The following is an 18,484-nucleotide window of genomic DNA, read 5'->3' as shown; positions in this document are numbered from 1 at the left end:
CTAATATCCGGTCGAAGACGGAGGTTCCATGGCGAACAATCCTTTCGGTGGCTTCGGCCCTGGCATGGCGGGAAATCCGCGCGACTGGTCCGGGCAGGATTTCGATGCGCTGTCCCGGCAGTACTGGAATGCCTGGGGCGAAGCGCTGCGCGCGGCCAGTGGACAGCCGGTGGTGCCCCAGGGCATGCAGGGCTGGCACGACGCCGTGGACTGGTGGAGCAAGCTCGCCCACGGCGGCCGCTCCGAAGCCAACGACCTGGTCGAACGTTTCAATGCGCAGGCCCGGCACTGGTTCGGGCAGATGCAGCAGGTCGCCGCCCAGTTTTCAGGGCAGGACCAGAGTGCTGCGCAGATCGCCGAAGCGTGGAAGCGGGCGCTGGGCGCTGCCGGCGAGAATCCGTTTCCGGAAATCTTCCGCGCGATGCGCGGCCACGGCCAACAGGGGCTGGAGCAGTGGGTCGAGGACGCATCGCCCTACCTGGATGCGATGCGGCGCGAAGGCATGTCCTGGCTGTCGCTGCCGGCCTTCGGCATCGGCCGCGAGCACCAGGAGCGCCTCCAGGCGCTGGCGCGCGCGCAGGTCGAGTATCAGGAAAAGAGCAGCGCCTACAACGCGCTGATGCTCAAGGCCGGACAGCGCGCCTTCGAATTGTTCGAGGACAAGCTGGCCGAGCGCGAAGAGCCCGGCCGCCAGCTCGCCTCGGCGCGTGCGCTGTTCGATCTGTGGATCGACGCGGCCGAGGAAAGCTACGCCGAGATCGCCCTGTCCCAGGAATTCCGCCACGTCTACGGTGCGCTGGTGAATGCGCAGATGCGGCTGCGCAGCGGCATCCAGAAGGAAGTCGAGCTCGCCAGCGGGCTGCTCGGCATGCCGACCCGTAGCGAGATGGACGCCGCGCACCGCAAGGTGGCGGAACTGGAGCGGCAGGTGCGCCGGATGCGCGATGCGAGCCAGGCCGTGAAGCCCGCCGCGCGCACCGCGGGCCCCGCGCCGCAGGCTGCACTGAAACGCAAACCGCAGACACCGTCGCCACCGGTGGTGCGGAAGACAAGACCGAAGAAAAAGACGAACAAACCCGCCAAGGCGGCGCGTGCCGTGCGCGCGGCGAGCAAGCCGGCGCGTCGCGCCGCACCGGTGTCGCTGCTGTCCGGAATCACCGCGCCGGTTGCTCCGGCCGCGATGGACGATGCCGCGGCAAAGCCCACCAAAGGGAGCAAGCGCCGATGAACGGGCCGCTGAACTTCGGCGCCGACGCGCTGGCAAACGAATCGCTGCAGATGCAGGCCAAGCTTGCCGCGGGGCTGGAAACGCTGCGCCAGGTCGATGATGTGGACTACGGTGCGACCGCGCGCGAGGAAATCTGGCGCGACGGCAAGGTGGTGCTGTACAGGTTCGTCGGCGAGAAACCTCCCACGGCGAAAGTGCCGCTGCTGATCAGTTACGCGCTGGTCAACCGCCCGTACATGGTGGACCTGCAGGCCGACCGCTCGATCGTCAAGGGCCTGCTCGAGCGCGGCGAGGACGTCTACATTATCGACTGGGGCTATCCGGACCGTTCCGACCGATTCCTCACCCTCGAGGATTACATCGAACGGTTCCTGGGCGGAGCGGTCGACCATCTGCGCCAGCGTTTCGGGTTGGAGGCCATCAACCTGCTCGGCATCTGCCAGGGCGGTTCATTCGCGTTGTGCTACGCGTCGTTGCATCCGGAGCGGATCAGGAACCTGATCACGATGGTGACGCCGGTGGACTTCCACACCGCCGACAACATGCTGTCCAACTGGACGCGCGAGATGGACGTGGATCTGTTCGTCGACACGCTGGGCAACGTGCCGGCCGACCTGATGAATGCCTGCTACCTCACGCTCAAGCCGTTCCGGCTGAACCTGCAGAAATACCTCGGTCTGGTGGACATCCTCGACGACAAGAAGGCGGTCGAGGACTTCCTGCGCATGGAAAAGTGGATCTTTGACTCGCCCGACCAGGCCGGCGAGGCCTTCCGCCAGTTCATCAAGCAGTTCTACCAGGGCAACGGCTTCGTCAATGGCGGCATCACCATAGGCGAGAACGAAGTGCACCTGGGGCTGATCGAAATGCCGGTGCTCAACATCTTCGCCGAGCAGGATCACCTGGTCCCGCCCGATGCATCGCGCGCGCTCAAGGGCCTGGTGGGCACCGACGACTACACCGAGCTGAGCTTCCGCGGCGGCCACATCGGCATCTACGTCTCGGGGCGTGCGCAAAAGGAAGTGCCGCAGACCATCCACGACTGGCTGTCGCAGCGTTCGAAATAGTCGGAGCCCGCGCGATCCGAGCAGTGCCAGCTTCGTGCATCGGCGCGGCGCCGCTACGCTTTCCACAGCCACAGCGCTAGACTCGGCCCATCGCACGCACGCATCGCAACGTCCAATGAATCGCCCGCCTGGATTGACCCGCTCGCTCAACGACCGCATTTTCGGCGGTGTGCTCGGCGGCATCGCGCGACGCTACGGCTGGAACTCCACGCTGTTGCGCTTCCTGTATGTGGTGATCTCGATCGTGTCGATCGCTTTTCCGGGCATCCTGGTCTACCTGGTGCTGTGGCTGCTGATCCCCGAAGGCAACGATTGAGCGCAGCGTCCGGAGGCTCCACGCTGTTGCGGCGCCTCGCGGTCGCGCTGGGTGCGCTGTGGACGCTGCCCAACACGGCGCTGGGACTGTTGGCAGGGCTCGTCGGCATCGCCTTCGGCGCACATGCGCACTGGAGCCGGCGCGATCGCGCGATCGTGTTCCATCGCTGGCCGTGGGGTCCGGGCGGTGCGCTCACGCTCGGCAATACCATCCTGCACACCGGCGACAGCCTGGATTCGACCTGCGTGACCTATGCGCACCGCGCCGGGCACGGTGACGAGCCCGAGATCATGCTCGCCGACCACGAACGCGCGCACGTCTATCAGTACATGGTGCTCGGCCCGCTGTTCCTGCCGCTGTATCTGCTGTGCGGCGGCATCAGCGTGCGCAACCGGTTCGAGCGCGCCGCCGATCGCTATGCGCGCAGCGGGCGGGATTGGTGGCCGTGGGCCTGAATGCATCGGCGACCGTTCGTCGGCATGTTCAGGCGCGATCATCGATTTGACACACTTTTAATCGAGCATGCCTTAGTCTGCACCTGTCGGAGAAAAAGCAGAGGAAGCGGAAGACGCAAGTCGGAAGCAACCAAAGCAATCGCTCCGGCAAGAAGGCTCAGCCGACCAGGGAAACCTGGGAGACTGGGCCTTCGCTTTTATAGGTGCCCGGCCCGGCATCCGGCCCGCGCTCAGGAATTTGCAAGCAGAACCGGCCTGCAAGTCTGAGCTTGTCCGCTCAAGTCCCTGATCGATACGCATCTGCATCCCTCGGGCGATGTCGATTCCAGTGCGCCCGCGTCGTCGTTCCAGTGAAGCCTGCCCGACAGGCGCCACCCACTCCGGAACCGACGCCATGAACGACATCTGCCGCCATACCCCCTTCCTGCTCGCCTTCGTCCTGGCAGGCACAGCCGCCGCCTCTGCCCAGGCAGCGGAAACGACCTACAGGGTCGATCCAGAACACACCTATCCAAGCTTCGAGGCCGACCACATGGGCCTGTCGCTCTGGCGCGGCAAGTTCAACCGGACCGAAGGCAGCATCGTGCTGGACAAGACGGCGGGGGCCGGCAGCGTCGACATCCGAATCGACGTGCCCAGCGTCGATTTCGGCCATGAAAAGCTGAACGAGGCGGCGCAGGGCAAGGAGCTGTTCGATAGCGCCAGCCATCCCCAGGCGAGCTATCGCGGGCGCCTGCAGGCATTCGCCGACGGCAAGCCGGGCGAGGTGGTGGGCGACTTCACCCTGCATGGCGTGACCCGCCCGCTCACGCTGAAGATTCTGGCCTTCAAATGCACGTCGCATCCGATGCTCAAGCGCGAAGTCTGCGGCGCCGACGCCGAAGGCAGCTTTGAGCGCGACGAGTACGGCATGGCTGCCGGCAAGGAATACGGCTTCGACATGACCGTCAAGCTGCGGATCCAGGTTGAGGCGATCGCCGAACCCTCCGTGGCCAAATCCTCCTGAGGACGCTGGCATGGGCAAGGTGCTGTGCGAATTCAGCATGTCGCTGGACGGTTATGTCGCCGGCCCCGGCGTCTCCTCCGACATGCCGATGGGGGAGGGCGGCGAAGCGCTGCATGCGTGGATGTTCTCCGCCGATGCGGGCCCGGACAATGCCAGGGCGAAGCGGGAGATGGTCGAGCGTACCGGTGCGGTGATCCTCGGGCGGCGCACGTTCGACCTGGGGGTCGCGCACTGGGACGGCACCCCGTTTCCGGTGCCGTCGTTCGTGCTCTCGCACCGGCCACCGCCTGCGGACCTCGCGGATGGCTTCGCCTTCGTCGATTCCGGCATCGATGCCGTGCTGCGCCAGGCGCGCGAGGCGGCCGGGGGACGCGACGTACGCCTGATGGGCGCGGACGTCGCCCGGCAGTACCTGTCCGCGGGACAGGTGGACGAAGTCGTCGTGCAGCTGGTTCCCGTACTCCTGGGCGGTGGCGAGCGCCTGTTCCCCGACGGCCTGACGGCGCGCCTGCAGCCGACGGCGTGCATCGCCACCGCGCAGGTCACGCATCTGCGCTACGCCGCGCTCCGGGAGTGAGCGATGTACGCCGCCGCACGCAACCTGGCGTCTGGCACTGCGCCGCGCGCCGCGCGCGCCACCGGCTCCGGTGGTCGGCGGTCCGGATGGACCTTGCGCGCCCTTGGCGATGATGCTCTGATCCGCCTCCATGACCAACTGGCAGACCACCGGCATCGATGCGCTCTGGCGCATCGAATCGCCGAAGATCGTCGCGGTGCTGGCGCGCATGCTCGGCGGCGACGTCGGCACCGCTGAGGAGCTGGCCCAGGATGCGCTGCTCACTGCGCTCGAACGCTGGCCCACCGACGGCATGCCCGACAATCCGGGGGCCTGGCTGATGGCCACCGCCAAGCGCCGCGCGATCGACGTGCTGCGCCAGCGCAGCCTGCACGCGCGCAAGCACGTGGACATTTCGCGCGAACTGGAAGAGGCGCAGGCCGCGAACGACCTCGACATCGAGGCTCTGGACGATCCGGTGGGCGATGATCTGCTGCGCCTGGTGTTCGTGGCCTGTCATCCGGTGCTCTCGACCGAGGCCCAGGTCGCCCTGACCCTGCGCCTGCTCGGCGGCCTGACCACCGACGAGATCGCGCGCGCCTTCCTGGTTCCGGAACCGACCATCGCCCAGCGCATCGTGCGCGCCAAGCGCACCCTGAGCGAACGCAACGTTCCTTACGAGGTACCGCGCGGCGAAGAACTCGCCGAGCGCGTTTCCTCGGTGCTGGCCGTGATCTACCTGGTGTTCAACGAAGGCTATAGCGCCACCTCCGGCGACGACTGGATGCGTCCGGCGCTGTGCGACGAGGCGATGCGCCTGGGGCGGGTCCTGGCAGGCCTGCTCCCGCAGGAGCCGGAGGTGCATGGGCTGGTGGCGCTGATGGAACTGCAGGCGTCCCGGCTCAAGGCGCGTACCCGTGCCGACGGCACTCCGATCCTGCTGCTCGACCAGAATCGATCGCACTGGGACCGTTTGCTGATCGGGCGTGGACTGGCCGGCCTGGAACTGATCCGGCGCCTGGGCGGAACAGGCGGCTTCTACGCGCTGCAGGCGGCGATCGCGGCCTGTCACGCCGGCGCGATCACTGCAGAGCAGACCGACTGGCCGCGGATCGCGGCCTTGTACGCGCAGCTGCTCGAGGTCTCGCCCTCGCCGGTGATCGCCCTGAACCATGCGGTGGCGGTGTCGATGGCCGACGGTCCGGCCGCGGCGCTCGACTTGGTCGACGGCCTGCGCGGCGAGAAAGTGCTACAGGCCTATGCCCTGCTGCCGGGCGTACGCGGCGATCTGCTCGACCGCCTGGGGCGCAAGGCCGAGGCGCGCGAGGAGTTCGAGCGCGCCGCCCAGCTCACCCGCAATGCGCGCGAGCGCGAGACGTTCGAGCGCCGCGCCGCCGCCTGCGCCGGTTGACTGCAGTAGCAGGGTGCAATGGCTCCGCGGTGCGGGAGTCCTTTCGCATCGGACGCTTCGGACGTGGGAGCGAGCTCGCTCGCGATTGCTTTTCTCGTCATGGGACCAGACCAGAAGGCATTCGCGGCCAAGGGCCTGCCCCGGACTTGATCCGGGGACGCTCCCACATGGCGGGTCAGCGCATCGAATGCAGCCCGATCATGTTGCCCTCGGTGTCGAAGGCCAGCACGATGTGGCCGTACTCGCCGATCGACATCTTCGGGCGATGGATCCTGCCGCCGGCGGCTTCGACGCGTCCGGCTTCCACCGCGCAGTCCTCGCAGGCGAAGTACACGAGCGTGCCGCCGGGGCCGGACGGCGCCCCGGGCATCCGGCACAGCGCGCCCTTGGCGCCATAGCGTTCCATGTCGCCGGGGAAGGCCAGCATTTCCAGCCCCGCGCCCGCTGGATCTTCCGGTACCTTGAGCGTCTCCAGCTTGATCGCAAAGACGGTTTCGTAGAACGCGCGCGCGCGCGGCATGTCCTGCACATAGATCTCGAACCAGTTGACGCTGTTGGCATCGGTCATGGTGGGTATTCTCCAGGTTCGTTGCAGATTCCGTTCCCTAGGTTTGGTCTTCCAGCGACGATAGTGCCGCACTTCCTGCGACCTCACCATCACGCGCCTACTCTCCGGGCGCGGCCCGGACTTGGACCGGGGACGAACGGCGTTGAATGTTCCCGTTCGTCCTGGGCGCAGACGCCGGGGCCATCGAAGTCGAAGGACATGCACACCCATGCCCCGGTCGTTGGCAACGATTACATCTCCACGATCGACTTGAACCCGCCCCACATCATGCGCTTGCCGTCGAACGGCATTGCGTTGGGTGGTCCCATGGCGGCGATGCGCGGATCGGCCATGACCTTCTTGTTGATGCTGTCGCGCTGCCTCCGCGACTTGTAGGTGATCCATGAGAACACCACCACCTCGCCAGGCTTGAGCTTCACCGCCTGCGGGAACGAAGTGACCTTGCCGGGCTGGACATCATCGGCGACGCATTCGACATAATCGATCGCGCCGTACTCCTTCCAGACCTTGCCGGCCTTGCGTGCCATCTTGCGGTACGCGTCCAGGTTCTTTTCCGGAACCGCCAACAGGAATCCATCGACATACATGACCAACCTCCTCTTCGGGGTTGCCGCACAGCGGAGTCTGCTCCGCTGCAAAGGGTGAGATAACGGAGCGCAGCAACCTGCGCTCCGCTAGGCCTGGACTCAGGCCGCGGGGGGCTCACCGCTCATGTGGAAGACTTCCCACAAGTGGCCGTCTGGATCCTGGAAGCTGCGCTGATACATGAAGCCGTAATCCTTGGGCTCCGCGAACGGGCTGCCGCCGGAAGCCAGCGCCTTGTCGCCCATGGCATCGACCTCTTCGCGGCTGTCGAGCCCGATGGCATTGATCACCTCGACCCCCTTGGTCGCGTCGGCGATCGGCTTGTCGGTGAAGGTGGCAAAGTACTTTTCCACCAGCAGCATGGCGTAGCAGTCCTGGCCGATGATCATGCAGGTGGCGTTCTCGTCGGTGAACTGCGGGTTGAATTCGAAGCCGAGCGCGGTGAAAAACTTCACGGAACGGTCCAGGTTCTTGACCGGGAGATTGACGAACAGCTGGCGGGGCATGGGGAGTCCTTGCGGTTGGGTGTTTGGAGGAGGGAAAGAGGTCGCGCGGTTCAGGCGTCGAGCGGCTTGAGACAATTCACCAGCCAGCCCTTGCCGTACTTGTCCTGCAGCCCGCCAAAGCGGTGCGCCCAGAACGTCTCGGCGATCGGCATCTGCACGGTGCCACCTTCGGATAGCGCCGCAAAAACGCGTTCGGCTTCCTCGGGCGTCTCGGTGAGGATGTTGACGCAAGTGCTGCCCGCCGCATGTGGCGGCGGACCGTCTGCGCCCATCAGGATCGCGCCGCCGGCTTCGACCTGCGAATGCATCACATGGTCGGCGGCCGCCGGGCCGCATTGCTCGGCCATCGGCGATGCGCCGTAGGTGAATCGCTGGGTGACCTTGCCACCAAGCGCATGGGCGTAGAAATCCATGGCTTCCCTGGCATTGCCTTCGAAGTTGAGGTAGGCGACGAGCTGCATGGGATCTTTCCTTTGCATGGTTGGAAACGGGAAATCAACGGCAATCGGCTGGGGAATCAGTGGCGTGTGGCCAGTTCGACCCTCAGCTGCTCTTCGCGTTCGCGCAGCTCGGGCGTCAGTTCCTCGCCGAAATCCTCGGCTTCGAACACTGGTCGGATTTCGATTTCGGAAGCCTCGTCATGCGGATTCGGGCAACGGCGCACCCATTCGATGGCTTCCTCCATCGAGCGCACCTGCCACAGCCAGAATCCGGCCAGCAGCTCGCCGGTTTCGGCGAAGGGTCCATCGATCACCGTCCGGGTCGCGCCTTCGAAGCGCACGCGCACGCCCTTGTTGCTGGGATGCAGGCCCTCGCCCGCGAGCAGGATGCCGGCCTTCGCCAGCGCTTCGTTGTATCGGCCCATGTCCTCCAGCAGCCGCTGGCTGGGCATGACGCCCGCTTCGGATTGCTGGCTGGCCTTGACCATCACGATGACGCGCATCATTCGCTCCCGTTGCTTAAAGCAATGTCGTGGCAGGGTGCCGGCGGCTTGTTGCCGGCGTTCGACAAGTACGACGAGGCGGCATGTCCGGAATCGACACGCCAGGCGAAAAAATGTGAGCGGCCCGGCGACAAAGGCCGCCCGCGCCGATCCGGGCGCTGATGCGCCGCAAAAAAAAGACGGCCGGACGCAAGGCGCCCGGCCGAAGCGCCGCCAGCCAGGGGAGGGGCAGGCGGCTGGCGGACCGATGACTCAGTCTTCGACCGGGCTGGCCACGAAGGCCACGACGACATCCGCGCTGGCGCCCTTCGGTCGATACAGCGCCTGCCCGGTAATGCGCCCTAGATCGTCGATGTCGTTGGCGCTGACCAGGATGGCATTCGAACTTGAACCGGGCTGGCGCAACGCGTTCAGATCGACGCTGCGCCCGTCCTGCCACACGTACGCGCGGCAGACCGCGCCGCACGACATCCCGACCACCTGATCGTGATTGTTGATCGAATTGGCGGTTGCGTCGTCATCGCCCGCGAGGAACGCGATCGGCTCCAGGCCCGTGGCCTGGCTCCAGAGGAAGCCCTGGGTCTTGGCGCTATCGGCGGGCAAGGCCGGATCGTAGGCGGAGAAGCCGACCACGACCCCGTTCTCGTTGATCATGTTCGGCGTGTGCCAGCCGTTGCCGCCGAGATTCGGAATGCGCTGCGGCAGGCCGTTTTCCCAGAGCACGGCTTCCAGCGCGCTTTCGCGGCCGACGCCCTGATCGCACTTGCCGGAGATTCCGACCACCTGGCCACGGTCGTTGATCGCGGTGGCCGCGCTGGTGCTGTGGCCTGGCAGTGGCAGCGGCGGCAGTTCGCGGATGCGGTCGGCTTCGGGCCCCCACAACGCGGCCGAGAAGCGCCGCTGCTGGTTGAAGGCGTTGCCGGGGACGCAGCTGGCATCGAGTGCGTCGAATTCCGCCCAGCCGACGGTCAGCGCGTGGTTGTTGGTGCCGGTGGCGAAGCCGTGGGTGTCCGCGCTGCCAAACGTCGGGAGTTCGCGCATCGCGCCGTTGCGCCAGACGAAGCCGCGGCACACGTAGCTGGCGGCGGCCGGCAGGAAGGCGCCGCAGCTGAATCTTTCGTTGAGCGGATCGATCCGGCTGGTATGGGAAATGCCCGAGACCAGGCCGATGGTGTTCTTCACCGGCCAGCGCACCATGCTGTTCCTGTCTTTGCCCAGTGCGCCCAGCGGGGTCGGATTGCCATCGCGCCACAGGATCGCCTGGCGACCGCCCTTGGTGGTCTGTGCGCGGCCGGCGACCCAGCCCAGGTTGTTGATGCTGTAGCCGATGGTGGGCTTGGCGCCCAGATCCTTGCTGAGCAGTTTCACCGTGTAGCGGGCCGTCGTGGCGTCCGCGGCCTGCGCATGCGCGGAGCCGGCATGCAGCAGGTAACAGGCGGACAGCAGTGCGGTGGCGAGCACGGAATGTGGAATCGCGCGTTTCATGGCTTTCTCCGGGGCGGCCGATCCCGTCGCGATGCGCGAACGCGATCGGCGTGGAAGTCGTGGTTCGGTGCGCCGCGTGACATGCGGCGCGATCGGAGTTATGCGCCTGGGTCCGCGGGATTACTCGCCGTTTCCGGACAAGGACCGGGTCGCCCGGTGCCTGCCGGTATTGCGCGGTTCATTGCCCCAGGCGTGAGGCGTGGCTGGCCACCATCACCCAGCCCTGGGGCTTGCGGATGTAGGTGTCGGTGAACTGGAATTCGAGCGCATACGGTTGGCCATCGCTCTTGCCTTCTACCCGGGTGATGCCGGTGACCACCGCGGCATCGCCATAGAGGCGGATCTTCGCGTCGCGATTGCGGAACACGTCGTACTGCGTGCCGCCGCGCAGATCCGCGACTTCCTGCGCCGCCGACGTCACCTTGCCGGTGGAACTGGTCAGGGTGAAGGTCGGATCCAGGTGCGCCTCCAGCCAGTCCGCATCCTCACGTTCGAACGCTGCGCAGATCTCGCGCTCGACCTTGAGGATGGCCGCCACGTCCTCGCTCTGCAATGCCGAAGACACGAACGAGATCGGCAGGGCGATCGAAAACAGCAGGCAGGGCAGCAGTCGCATGGTGGGCTCCGGGTCAGTGCAGTGGGTATTGTGACCGGTAGATACCCGGACGGCAGTAATGAAACCAGCCGTTTCCGGACATGGTTCCCTGTGCAGGGCAAAGTCGTCTCATCCCGCATTGACCGTCCCGATAGAACGCCACCGAGTTTGGTTTCGGGTAACTAATATCCACGCGCAATTCGCGGCCCACGCCGCATGGACCGAAATCTTGTCTCTGTAGTCATTTTTAGGGCAGGGGACCGCCGCTGCGTGATCGTGTCACACGGACTATCATTCTGACCGGTGTGGCAGGAGAACTCGAATGAGTCAGCGCGTACGAATGATGACCGGATTGATACTTGTCGCAACGATGGCAGCTTGCAGCCCGTCCCCACCCCCAAACCAACCTGAGGTCGAGCAACCGGCTGAGTCCATGTCCGAACCACTGCCCACTGCCGAATCGCCAGGGCCCACGCCAGCCGTTCCCGCAATCGATCCTGAGCCCGGCAGCATGGTCGTATACGCTTGCGATGATGGAAGCGGTCTGGCCGTCACTTACGACGAACATGGTGCCTTGGTGAAATTGCCCACAGGGTCGACCATGTTGTCGCGCGCAGAATCCGTGTCCAACGGCAGCGACGAGGCCTACCTAGGCGAGGAGTTGTCCTTGTATCGCGACGGCGACCTTGTCCACTTGCAGGGGGCTGGAAAACCCCGCGTTTGCACGCAATCCCCTGGCAGCTAAAGGTTGCCCAGCAAAGGCGGCCCTGGGCGTGCCGACGCTGGCGTCATCGCAACATAGCAATCCCTATTCGCTCGCAGCGCCCTGAGACATTGCACGCTATGCCGCAGTGACGAATGCTGCGTTATCCATAGCCGTCGTTCTTCGTCTGTGGATGCGTTCGGGCGAAATGCGCCTTGCCTGGATGGCTCGCGAGCCCGTCAGCCCGCCGCCACTCAGGCGGCGGGCATGACGGGAACAGCCATTGACGATATAAAGCGCGACCATGACTGCCCGCACGCGGCGGTGCTATTTCAGAGGGACAGCCGTCGCTGAGCCGTCCACCGTGTTGCCATTGATCTGATTGTTTCCGTAGGACAGGATCTGGCCGCTGCTGGCAGCGGCGAGGCCGGTTCCATTGCCTGTCACGACCGAACTGCCGATCCGGATATCGGCATTGGCGCCGGCGGCCCGCACTCCTTCTCCGAGATTGTTGGTCGAGGTCACCCGATTCAGCATCATGCGAACGGGGCCGCCGGCACCCAGCGCGACAAACCCATGAAAAGGCGCGCCGGCCGCTGTCGAATCGGTGACGGTCACGTCGATCGCTCCGCTCGTCGCGGCTGAGTCCGCGCGGACACCAACGATGTTGTTCGAGAAGACGGAGTTCGTGATGGTGACATTGGCGCCACCTGTGCCAGTTGGTGCGATCTGGATCCCGGCTCCGGTTGTTCCTGTGCCATTGCCGCTGATGTTCGAATTGATGACATGGACGCTGGCGACAAGCGAACTGTTGATGACGATGATGCCGTTGCCATTCGGCGCCCCACCCTTGAAGTCGCGGATCACGCAATCGTCGACGATCAGTGATGCACCTTGAAGGAAGCGGATGCCGTTGAGACCTGGCGAGGCAGTCGGGCTGCCGTCGATATCGAGGCCGCGAAGCACAACATCGATGCCAGCGCCATTGATGACGATGCCGTTGCTGAGGGACGCTAGGCCAGAACCCTCGACATGCTTGCATGAAATCGTAATCGATTTGGTGATCGTTACTGCGCCAAAACCGCCTGGGTCGATGCAGTTGATCATGCCGCCTGTCGCCGTCTTGGAAATCGCGCCAGCCCATGTCTTGCATGGGGCAGTACGACTGCAGGGATTGGCATCGTCACCTACCCCCGACACCCATGTGCGCGTTGCCTGGGCAAAAGCAGCCCCGCTCGCAAGCAGGAGCAGGAGCAGGAACGACATGATCAACGAATTGCGAAATACTGCTCTTTTAAGGCTCATGACAGTTTCCCCGAAAGGCATGATGAGTGATTTGATTTATCTGCGCGGATATTCCGCGCGGCAGGCGGCCAAACTCTAGGACCAGTAGCGATCCAAGCTTCCTCAGCCGCATGCACGGATATTCCCCCGGGGTGCGGCCAGCTGCCAGAGCAACCAATATGGGCTTGAGCCGTCTCCCTACGCCCTTCTATCACAAATTTTCTGTCTTGTGTAACGGAGCCCGGGCACGTCCTATTGATGCCCGTATTGAAGAGCTACCGATGGGCAGACAATTTCCTTCCGTGCATCAGAAAACAAATTGATGGCGTCATTTGTGCGCTCTTTGCGAAGGGAAGCATCGCTTCATGAATCATCTGCTAGGTATTGGACTTCACGGTCTTCGCAACAAATCGATTCCACGATATAGGACCGCCATCAATCAGTGACGTGTCGTAGCATCTTTTTGAAAACAGCGCCCAGGTTTGGCGCGGGTGACTCCAATCGAGTACGCGAAAGTCGAGGCCAAACTCAGCGGCTATTCCGGCTAGCGTTTCTGGTTTATACCTTACGCACCCGGGGTATACCCAGCCGTCTCCACGATAGTCTTCATTGCCAATTAGAAATGTGGCCACAATCGCTGCGTCGTCTTTCAAATGGAAAGACATCTGCGACAGCCATTGCCTGATCAGATCGTCGCCACAATGACTGAAAATTGATTGTGCTATCGCGTAATCAAGATGCAAGGAATCCTTGAAGTCGCACATTGACGCGCGAAATGAAAACCGTGGCTTCTTTATTCTAACGAGGTCCATACCTAGTTCATTCGCGATTCCGTCATCTACCAGCCACTTATTTGGCTCAACTCCAATGTAGTGGCTCTCGTTCAAATAGGGTATGAGAAGTCTTCCTATGCGCAGCGATCCACAGCCTACATCCAGCACGCGATGATGTTGGCGGAGGCCAAGGCATGTAAGAAGGTTGAATGCCATGGCAGAAACAAGATCGTAATCCTTCGGAGGCCCGACATAAGCACGGTAATGCTCATCACCAGGTTTCAAGTGCAGCGCCAATCCCTTGGTTCTTGGCTCGGCCATCGAGAAATCTTGCGTCATCAACTTTTCCTCGGAATGTTCATTACCAAGTCGGTTCTGTTTGAATGAATTGTGAGGGTTCACTGACGGAACCCTGCTTAGAACCAACGTTTAACGCGACGAGTGTACTGCTGCCAAGCCGTGCCATGCCTCCGGGCCAGCGAAGGCTCCTCATCGAGCACGACCCGTAGGTGAAAAGCAACGACGACGGCAAACGCATAGGCCAGCATGCCGGCCGAGCGGAATGCGGCCGCCCAGCCGAGCAAGATGACAGCCACGGCCACATACATCGGGTTACGGCTGTACCGGTAAAGGCCGACAACCACCAGTTTTTGCGGCGGAGCCCATGGGGCGAGCGTGCCCTTGCCGGACACGTAGAAGTCGCGAACACACCATAGCAAGCCTAAGGTCCCGAGCACGACAAGAACCAAGCCGAAGGGCGACTGCAGTGGAAGTCGGGCGAGCCAGGCCCAGGCGACAGGCACAAAAAAAGCCACGACCCCAGGCAACGCCAGAAACGCAATGACGGCTCGCGTGAAAATGGGTGTGAGCCCTAATACCTGAGTAAAGCCGAGCCACGGAACGGCGTCGGCTTGAATGAACCGTTAGGTCGCAACACGCCAGGGTGGATTCTTGCGACTGTTGCCACCCCAGAACAAGCAGAGAATGTTGCCAGAAGGATCCGTGAGACGCGCCTCGCGCCAGAGCCAGCGCTCATCCGTGGGGAGTTGCGTGAACTCGAACCCTGCTGCGAGCAAGCGCTGAACCCGTGTGTCCAGGTCGGAGCACTCGAAGTACACGACCACGCCGGAGGTGTTTACCGGATGATCCACTGTGTGTAGTGAGAACGTTGAGTCACCGTCCGGGCACCCGAAGCGGGCATAGCGTGGCGGCGAGTGAACGATCAGCTTAAAGCCCATTTCACGGTAGAACGCGACGGAGCGATCAAAGTCTGTAACGGGCAGGGTGAGTTGGTTGAGATTCACGAGGACCTTGCTTGAAGCCTAACGCCGGAATCAAGCCGAGCCGCGAAGCGGCTTCGGTTTGAACGAATTGTCGGCCGTTGCGTGCGATACGGACCCGCTTGCACGTTTGGCAAAGAAAAACCGGTGGTTGATGGCAGCAAAGGCGCATGCAGCACCGAGATAGAACAGCGAGCCCTTGGAGCCGCCTGGCAGGATGCCGCCGTCTACGTATGGCTGCAGCGATTGCAAAACACTCGGGTGCGTATTGGCTGCCCAGTGGAGAGCAACGGCGGGCCAGACAGAGCCACCGCCACTCTCCACAAGAAAGACCATAAAAAGTGACCAAGTTACGAGGTAGGCAAAGAAATTGAATGCCGAGACTGGAGAGGCAAAGACCGACGCGCGGTACAACGCAAAGTGCCACACCCACCAGATGGCGCCAACAATCAGCGCCGTCCAAAACGGTGCAAAACGGTTCAGTAGGCGGTGCTGGAGATAGCCGCGCCATCCAAACTCTTCAGCGATGGGACCTGTCACGAGTGCGGCACCGAGCGACAGCGCCAGTACGGCTGCAGGGGACCACGGCATGCTGAAAAGAGGTACACCCTTTGTGAGCAGATAGCTCAGACCAAGAAGCAGCGGAAGTGCTACCCCCGCCAACACGTACGGCACTGAGGGAGCAATTGCGAAAACCCGGCGCGAGAACACTTTCAGTCCTTCCTTGCCACCCTCTGCATAGGCGGCCGAGAACCCAGCGATGCTCGCGAACAGCGGGAACAACCAAAGACTCATGTTCTCGTCGCGGACGAGAAGCCACCCGGCCCATGGAATGCCGAATGCGATTAAGAAGAAGGTGGCGATGCCGATCATTGATCTACGAGACATGAGTCTCCCAACGGTGAGCAACGACTAACGCCTGAATTAAACCGAGCCGCGAAGCGGGTTCGGCTTGAGTGAATTGTTAGGCAACGCACTTGCCTGAGCTTCCACCACCTAGAGGAATGGGCAGCCCTTGCTTTTCCACATGGTAGTACAGCGACAGGACCTGCCATTGCGACCCCACCTTGTACAGCTGGACGCTGTTGACGCCGACGAAATCGGGGGCGGTTGAAGTCTTGTCGGTCCTCGACTCCACGACGCTATACGCGACCGAGAAACGGTCGTAGGTCTGTATGACTCGTGAGACCTCGCACTCATAGAAGCCTTTCTCCCCGGCGCTCTCGTAGTGCTTGAGGAAATCTTCGGCTGTCGAGCGGCGCATGACAGGGACACCCGCCTGGTACCGCCCGCCGAAGATCACGGCATCCTCATGGAAAATCCGCTTGAGTGCGGCGAGATCCGCACTGGTGCCAGGATCGTTGGACAAAGCGCTCCACAGCGTGGAAACCGCCGCTTCAGGCGTGCTTTCAACGGCAGACGCGCAAAGCGGTACCAATAAGAGCGATAGCAGCAGACTTCGCATGGAGGATCCTTGGTGTTGCCTAACGCCTGAATTAAGCCGAGCCGCGAAGCGGCCTCGGCTTGAATGGACTGTTAGGCATGTGCCTATGGTCTTCCAGCGCGGATTTGTCCTCGAATCTCGCCGCCAGGAGGGGCAAATCTATTGGTGCGAATGACAACGTAACTGTTTTTGCTTTGGAGGGCGCGTATCGCTGCGGCAAGGTCTCCCGTTGGAACCCCCTGCGACACGGGGCCCCGAATGTCCGAAGCAGTAATTGAACCTTGAAGGTTTCCGGACGAAGGACACGGGGGCTCATTGACCCCACACAAGATGGCGATAAATCCGCCATTAACTCCAGGTTGACCAAAATGTATGCTGATAAAGCCAACGGAACCACCGATTAAGCCGGAGTATCGCAGCTCATAGCGGATGAGCTGCGAGTTTTCGATGAAAGCCTTGAATTCCCCTGAGCCGGGCGTCAGAACAGCGGGTACAGCTTGAGCTCCGTTTAGCGTAGCTCTTAGCGGCTGACCACGGCGAAGCGTGGTCTCTACTGCTGCCGAGCGGGGGCTACTCTGCGCACTTGCCGGACACGACGCAGACGAAAGAAGCGATGATGCAATTCCAAAACTGAGGATGAAGACGACTCTGTTCATCAGAACTCCTCCGTAAAGTGAGACATGCCTAACGCCTGAGTTAAGCCGAGCCGCGAAGCGGCGTCGGCTTGAATGAATTGTTAGGCGGCTGGTCGAGGATGCTTCACTGCGCGGCTGTGACGCCACCACGTAGCGATCGCTCCAGTTGCTATGCCGCCTACGAGACCAAACGCAGCTGCATCCAGCACGGAACCAATCAGCAACCCGGCCAGGACAGCAACAGAAAGCCATTGAAGAGGAAGCGTAGGGCGGAGGACAGATACAAGCAAGCTGATGCCGGCGAGAAGCAGGCAAGAAGCTACAGCGAACTCGCCGGAGTGCCGAAGATCGTCGGCAAAAGTAAAGAAGCCGAGAGTGCCTGCTACGGACAGGCAGATCCCTATTGCAGCGAATGCTTTACGTGCCATTGAACTGTCGCAGCCGCCTAACGCCTGAGTTAAGCCGCGCTGCGTAGTGGGGGCTGCAGGCATGGCAAGCTTTCTGTGCCATGCCTGTGGCCGGAACGAAGCGGCGTCGGCTTGAACGAATTGTTAGGCAGCATTCTACGTCTCCTCAGGTCCCCAGCCGCGTATCGTTTCTAAAGCGGGAAGAGGAGCCGGATTGTCGCTGTACCCGACAATTTCAAGGCCGGTATAGCGCCCTCGGCTGGCCCAGACCAATACACCAAGGTGCTCACCGGAGGGCGACTCTGCGACAGCGTCCGCTACGAGCTCCGCAATCTCTCCCGGCGGGAGGTGCGAGAAGTCTACGGACGCGCACCCGCAGTCGCAGCGACCCACGACCTGAAGCGACGCAGCCTGCGCTAGATCAGGTGGCTCTTTAGTGTCTGAGCACTGTGCCTTCCGGACGGCCCGCTCCAGGACAGCCAACTCAGCTTCCGAAATGCACCTGAAGACTATTGGCGACCTACCCATGCTGCCTAACGCCTGAATTAAGCCGAGCCGCGAAGCGGCTTCGGCTTGAATGAATTGTTAGGCGGCATTCTGTGGGATGGCAACGCTAAACGGAAAGGCAGGCGTAGGAGAGCCCTGGGCAGCCAGGAACATGGCCAAGAACTCCGTCAGCGACGGCGCAACAATGGAGCACTCCTCAAACTCAGGCTCCGCCCCATAGACCACACTCCCTCTGGTCGGCCCTGCCAGAGACAGCGCAAAGTACTGGTACGACCCAGCAACCGAAAGAAGGAGGGGAAAGTGCCTCGTCCAGAACGCTCGAACAGCGGCGGACCAATCCTGATCAGGTCCGGCCGCTGAGAGTGACATGAGCTCAAACTCATTGAACCGGAACGGCTCGCTCCGAACGAGGTCGCACGCGGTCACAAACCACGCTTGCGCGGATGGATTGGTGCAGCGGGAAAACGAGGAAATGAAATTGATAAGCTCAGCGGGGAGGTTGTCATACCGCGCGAGGAGATGCTTTGGAATCTCAGCATCCGGAGTAGGAGGCTCAACTTGCCATCCCATGCCTTTAAGGTTTGCGATGAACTCGCCCATGCCGCCTAACGCCTGAATTAAGCCGACCCGCGAAGCGGGTTCGGCTTGAATGAATTGTTAGGCCGCGTCATGACGATGGCGGAGGAAGAATAGCCTGCGCCTGACGATCTTGAATACCAGCCACCCAAAT

At 62.6% G+C, this 18,484-nt stretch carries 21 protein-coding genes; 7 read left to right on the top strand and 14 right to left on the bottom strand.

Features of this window, described 5'->3' with window-relative positions; all coding sequences use genetic code 11:
- Positions 1–28: 28 nt before the first annotated feature.
- From phaE to MC380_RS08635, 7 genes are all read left to right on the top strand, one after another.
- Positions 29–1,228 carry a class III poly(R)-hydroxyalkanoic acid synthase subunit PhaE gene (gene phaE, locus MC380_RS08665; protein ID WP_242164216.1) on the top strand — a complete coding sequence of 400 codons (1,200 nt, stop codon included), beginning with the start codon at positions 29–31 and terminating at the stop codon, positions 1,226–1,228.
- Complete coding sequence (locus MC380_RS08660) at positions 1,225–2,295, top strand: class III poly(R)-hydroxyalkanoic acid synthase subunit PhaC (protein WP_242103679.1); 1,071 nt, start codon at positions 1,225–1,227, stop codon at positions 2,293–2,295. The genes phaE and MC380_RS08660 overlap by 4 nt, the downstream gene beginning before the upstream one ends.
- Before the next feature lie 115 nt (positions 2,296–2,410).
- Positions 2,411–2,611 carry a PspC domain-containing protein gene (locus MC380_RS08655; RefSeq protein ID WP_242103680.1) on the top strand — a complete coding sequence of 67 codons (201 nt, stop codon included), beginning with the start codon at positions 2,411–2,413 and terminating at the stop codon, positions 2,609–2,611.
- Positions 2,608–3,066, top strand: coding sequence for a hypothetical protein (locus MC380_RS08650; protein ID WP_242164215.1), 459 nt, complete (start codon positions 2,608–2,610; stop codon positions 3,064–3,066). The genes MC380_RS08655 and MC380_RS08650 overlap by 4 nt, the downstream gene beginning before the upstream one ends.
- 394 nt (positions 3,067–3,460) lie before the next feature.
- A complete protein-coding gene (locus MC380_RS08645) occupies positions 3,461–4,072 on the top strand; it encodes a YceI family protein (RefSeq protein WP_242164213.1) in 612 nt (203 codons plus the stop codon).
- Between the two features lie 10 nt (positions 4,073–4,082).
- Positions 4,083–4,649: a dihydrofolate reductase family protein gene (locus tag MC380_RS08640; RefSeq protein ID WP_242164211.1), complete on the top strand. Its 567-nt coding sequence runs from the start codon at positions 4,083–4,085 to the stop codon at positions 4,647–4,649.
- Positions 4,650–4,779: 130 nt separating this feature from the next.
- Positions 4,780–6,039, top strand: coding sequence for an RNA polymerase sigma factor (locus MC380_RS08635; protein ID WP_242164209.1), 1,260 nt, complete (start codon positions 4,780–4,782; stop codon positions 6,037–6,039).
- 175 nt (positions 6,040–6,214) lie between these two features.
- Here MC380_RS08635 and MC380_RS08630 read toward each other — a convergent pair whose 3' ends face one another.
- The 14 genes from MC380_RS08630 to MC380_RS08565 form a co-directional block, all read right to left on the bottom strand.
- On the bottom strand, positions 6,215–6,607 hold the full coding sequence (locus MC380_RS08630; protein WP_242103685.1) for a VOC family protein: 393 nt from the start codon (positions 6,605–6,607) through the stop codon (positions 6,215–6,217).
- 230 nt (positions 6,608–6,837) lie between these two features.
- Positions 6,838–7,194: a DUF1428 domain-containing protein gene (locus tag MC380_RS08625; protein WP_242103686.1), complete on the bottom strand. Its 357-nt coding sequence runs from the start codon at positions 7,192–7,194 to the stop codon at positions 6,838–6,840.
- Positions 7,195–7,293: 99 nt separating this feature from the next.
- Positions 7,294–7,698, bottom strand: coding sequence for a VOC family protein (locus MC380_RS08620; RefSeq protein ID WP_242103687.1), 405 nt, complete (start codon positions 7,696–7,698; stop codon positions 7,294–7,296).
- 50 nt (positions 7,699–7,748) lie between these two features.
- The gene (locus tag MC380_RS08615) at positions 7,749–8,159 is read right to left on the bottom strand and encodes a VOC family protein (protein WP_242103688.1); all 411 of its coding nucleotides are present in this window, start codon (positions 8,157–8,159) and stop codon (positions 7,749–7,751) included.
- A 56-nt stretch (positions 8,160–8,215) separates the two neighbouring features.
- Positions 8,216–8,641, bottom strand: coding sequence for a YciI family protein (locus MC380_RS08610; protein WP_242164207.1), 426 nt, complete (start codon positions 8,639–8,641; stop codon positions 8,216–8,218).
- A gap of 252 nt (positions 8,642–8,893) precedes the next feature.
- Positions 8,894–10,126 carry a DUF3466 family protein gene (locus MC380_RS08605; protein ID WP_242164206.1) on the bottom strand — a complete coding sequence of 411 codons (1,233 nt, stop codon included), beginning with the start codon at positions 10,124–10,126 and terminating at the stop codon, positions 8,894–8,896.
- Positions 10,127–10,304: 178 nt separating this feature from the next.
- Positions 10,305–10,742 (bottom strand): nuclear transport factor 2 family protein, encoded by a 438-nt coding sequence (locus MC380_RS08600; RefSeq protein WP_242164204.1) that lies wholly within the window; start codon positions 10,740–10,742, stop codon positions 10,305–10,307.
- A gap of 1,009 nt (positions 10,743–11,751) precedes the next feature.
- On the bottom strand, positions 11,752–12,690 hold the full coding sequence (locus MC380_RS08595) for a hypothetical protein (protein WP_242164203.1): 939 nt from the start codon (positions 12,688–12,690) through the stop codon (positions 11,752–11,754).
- Positions 12,691–13,085: 395 nt separating this feature from the next.
- On the bottom strand, positions 13,086–13,820 hold the full coding sequence (locus MC380_RS08590) for a class I SAM-dependent methyltransferase (protein ID WP_242103693.1): 735 nt from the start codon (positions 13,818–13,820) through the stop codon (positions 13,086–13,088).
- A gap of 77 nt (positions 13,821–13,897) precedes the next feature.
- Positions 13,898–14,296: a methyltransferase gene (locus MC380_RS08585; RefSeq protein WP_242164201.1), complete on the bottom strand. Its 399-nt coding sequence runs from the start codon at positions 14,294–14,296 to the stop codon at positions 13,898–13,900.
- Positions 14,297–14,404: 108 nt separating this feature from the next.
- The gene (locus MC380_RS08580) at positions 14,405–14,785 is read right to left on the bottom strand and encodes a VOC family protein (protein WP_242103695.1); all 381 of its coding nucleotides are present in this window, start codon (positions 14,783–14,785) and stop codon (positions 14,405–14,407) included.
- A 30-nt stretch (positions 14,786–14,815) separates the two neighbouring features.
- The gene (locus tag MC380_RS08575) at positions 14,816–15,634 is read right to left on the bottom strand and encodes a type II CAAX endopeptidase family protein (RefSeq protein WP_242164200.1); all 819 of its coding nucleotides are present in this window, start codon (positions 15,632–15,634) and stop codon (positions 14,816–14,818) included.
- A gap of 91 nt (positions 15,635–15,725) precedes the next feature.
- A complete protein-coding gene (locus MC380_RS08570) occupies positions 15,726–16,226 on the bottom strand; it encodes a hypothetical protein (protein ID WP_242103697.1) in 501 nt (166 codons plus the stop codon).
- Positions 16,227–17,832: 1,606 nt separating this feature from the next.
- On the bottom strand, positions 17,833–18,354 hold the full coding sequence (locus MC380_RS08565; RefSeq protein WP_242164198.1) for a hypothetical protein: 522 nt from the start codon (positions 18,352–18,354) through the stop codon (positions 17,833–17,835).
- Between the last annotated feature and the right edge of the window lie 130 nt (positions 18,355–18,484).

The organism is Lysobacter sp. M15, from assembly GCF_022662515.1.
In the GTDB taxonomy this organism is placed as follows: Bacteria; Pseudomonadota; Gammaproteobacteria; order Xanthomonadales; family Xanthomonadaceae; genus JAKPBU01.
This window is presented reverse-complemented; position numbering and strand designations above follow the sequence as displayed.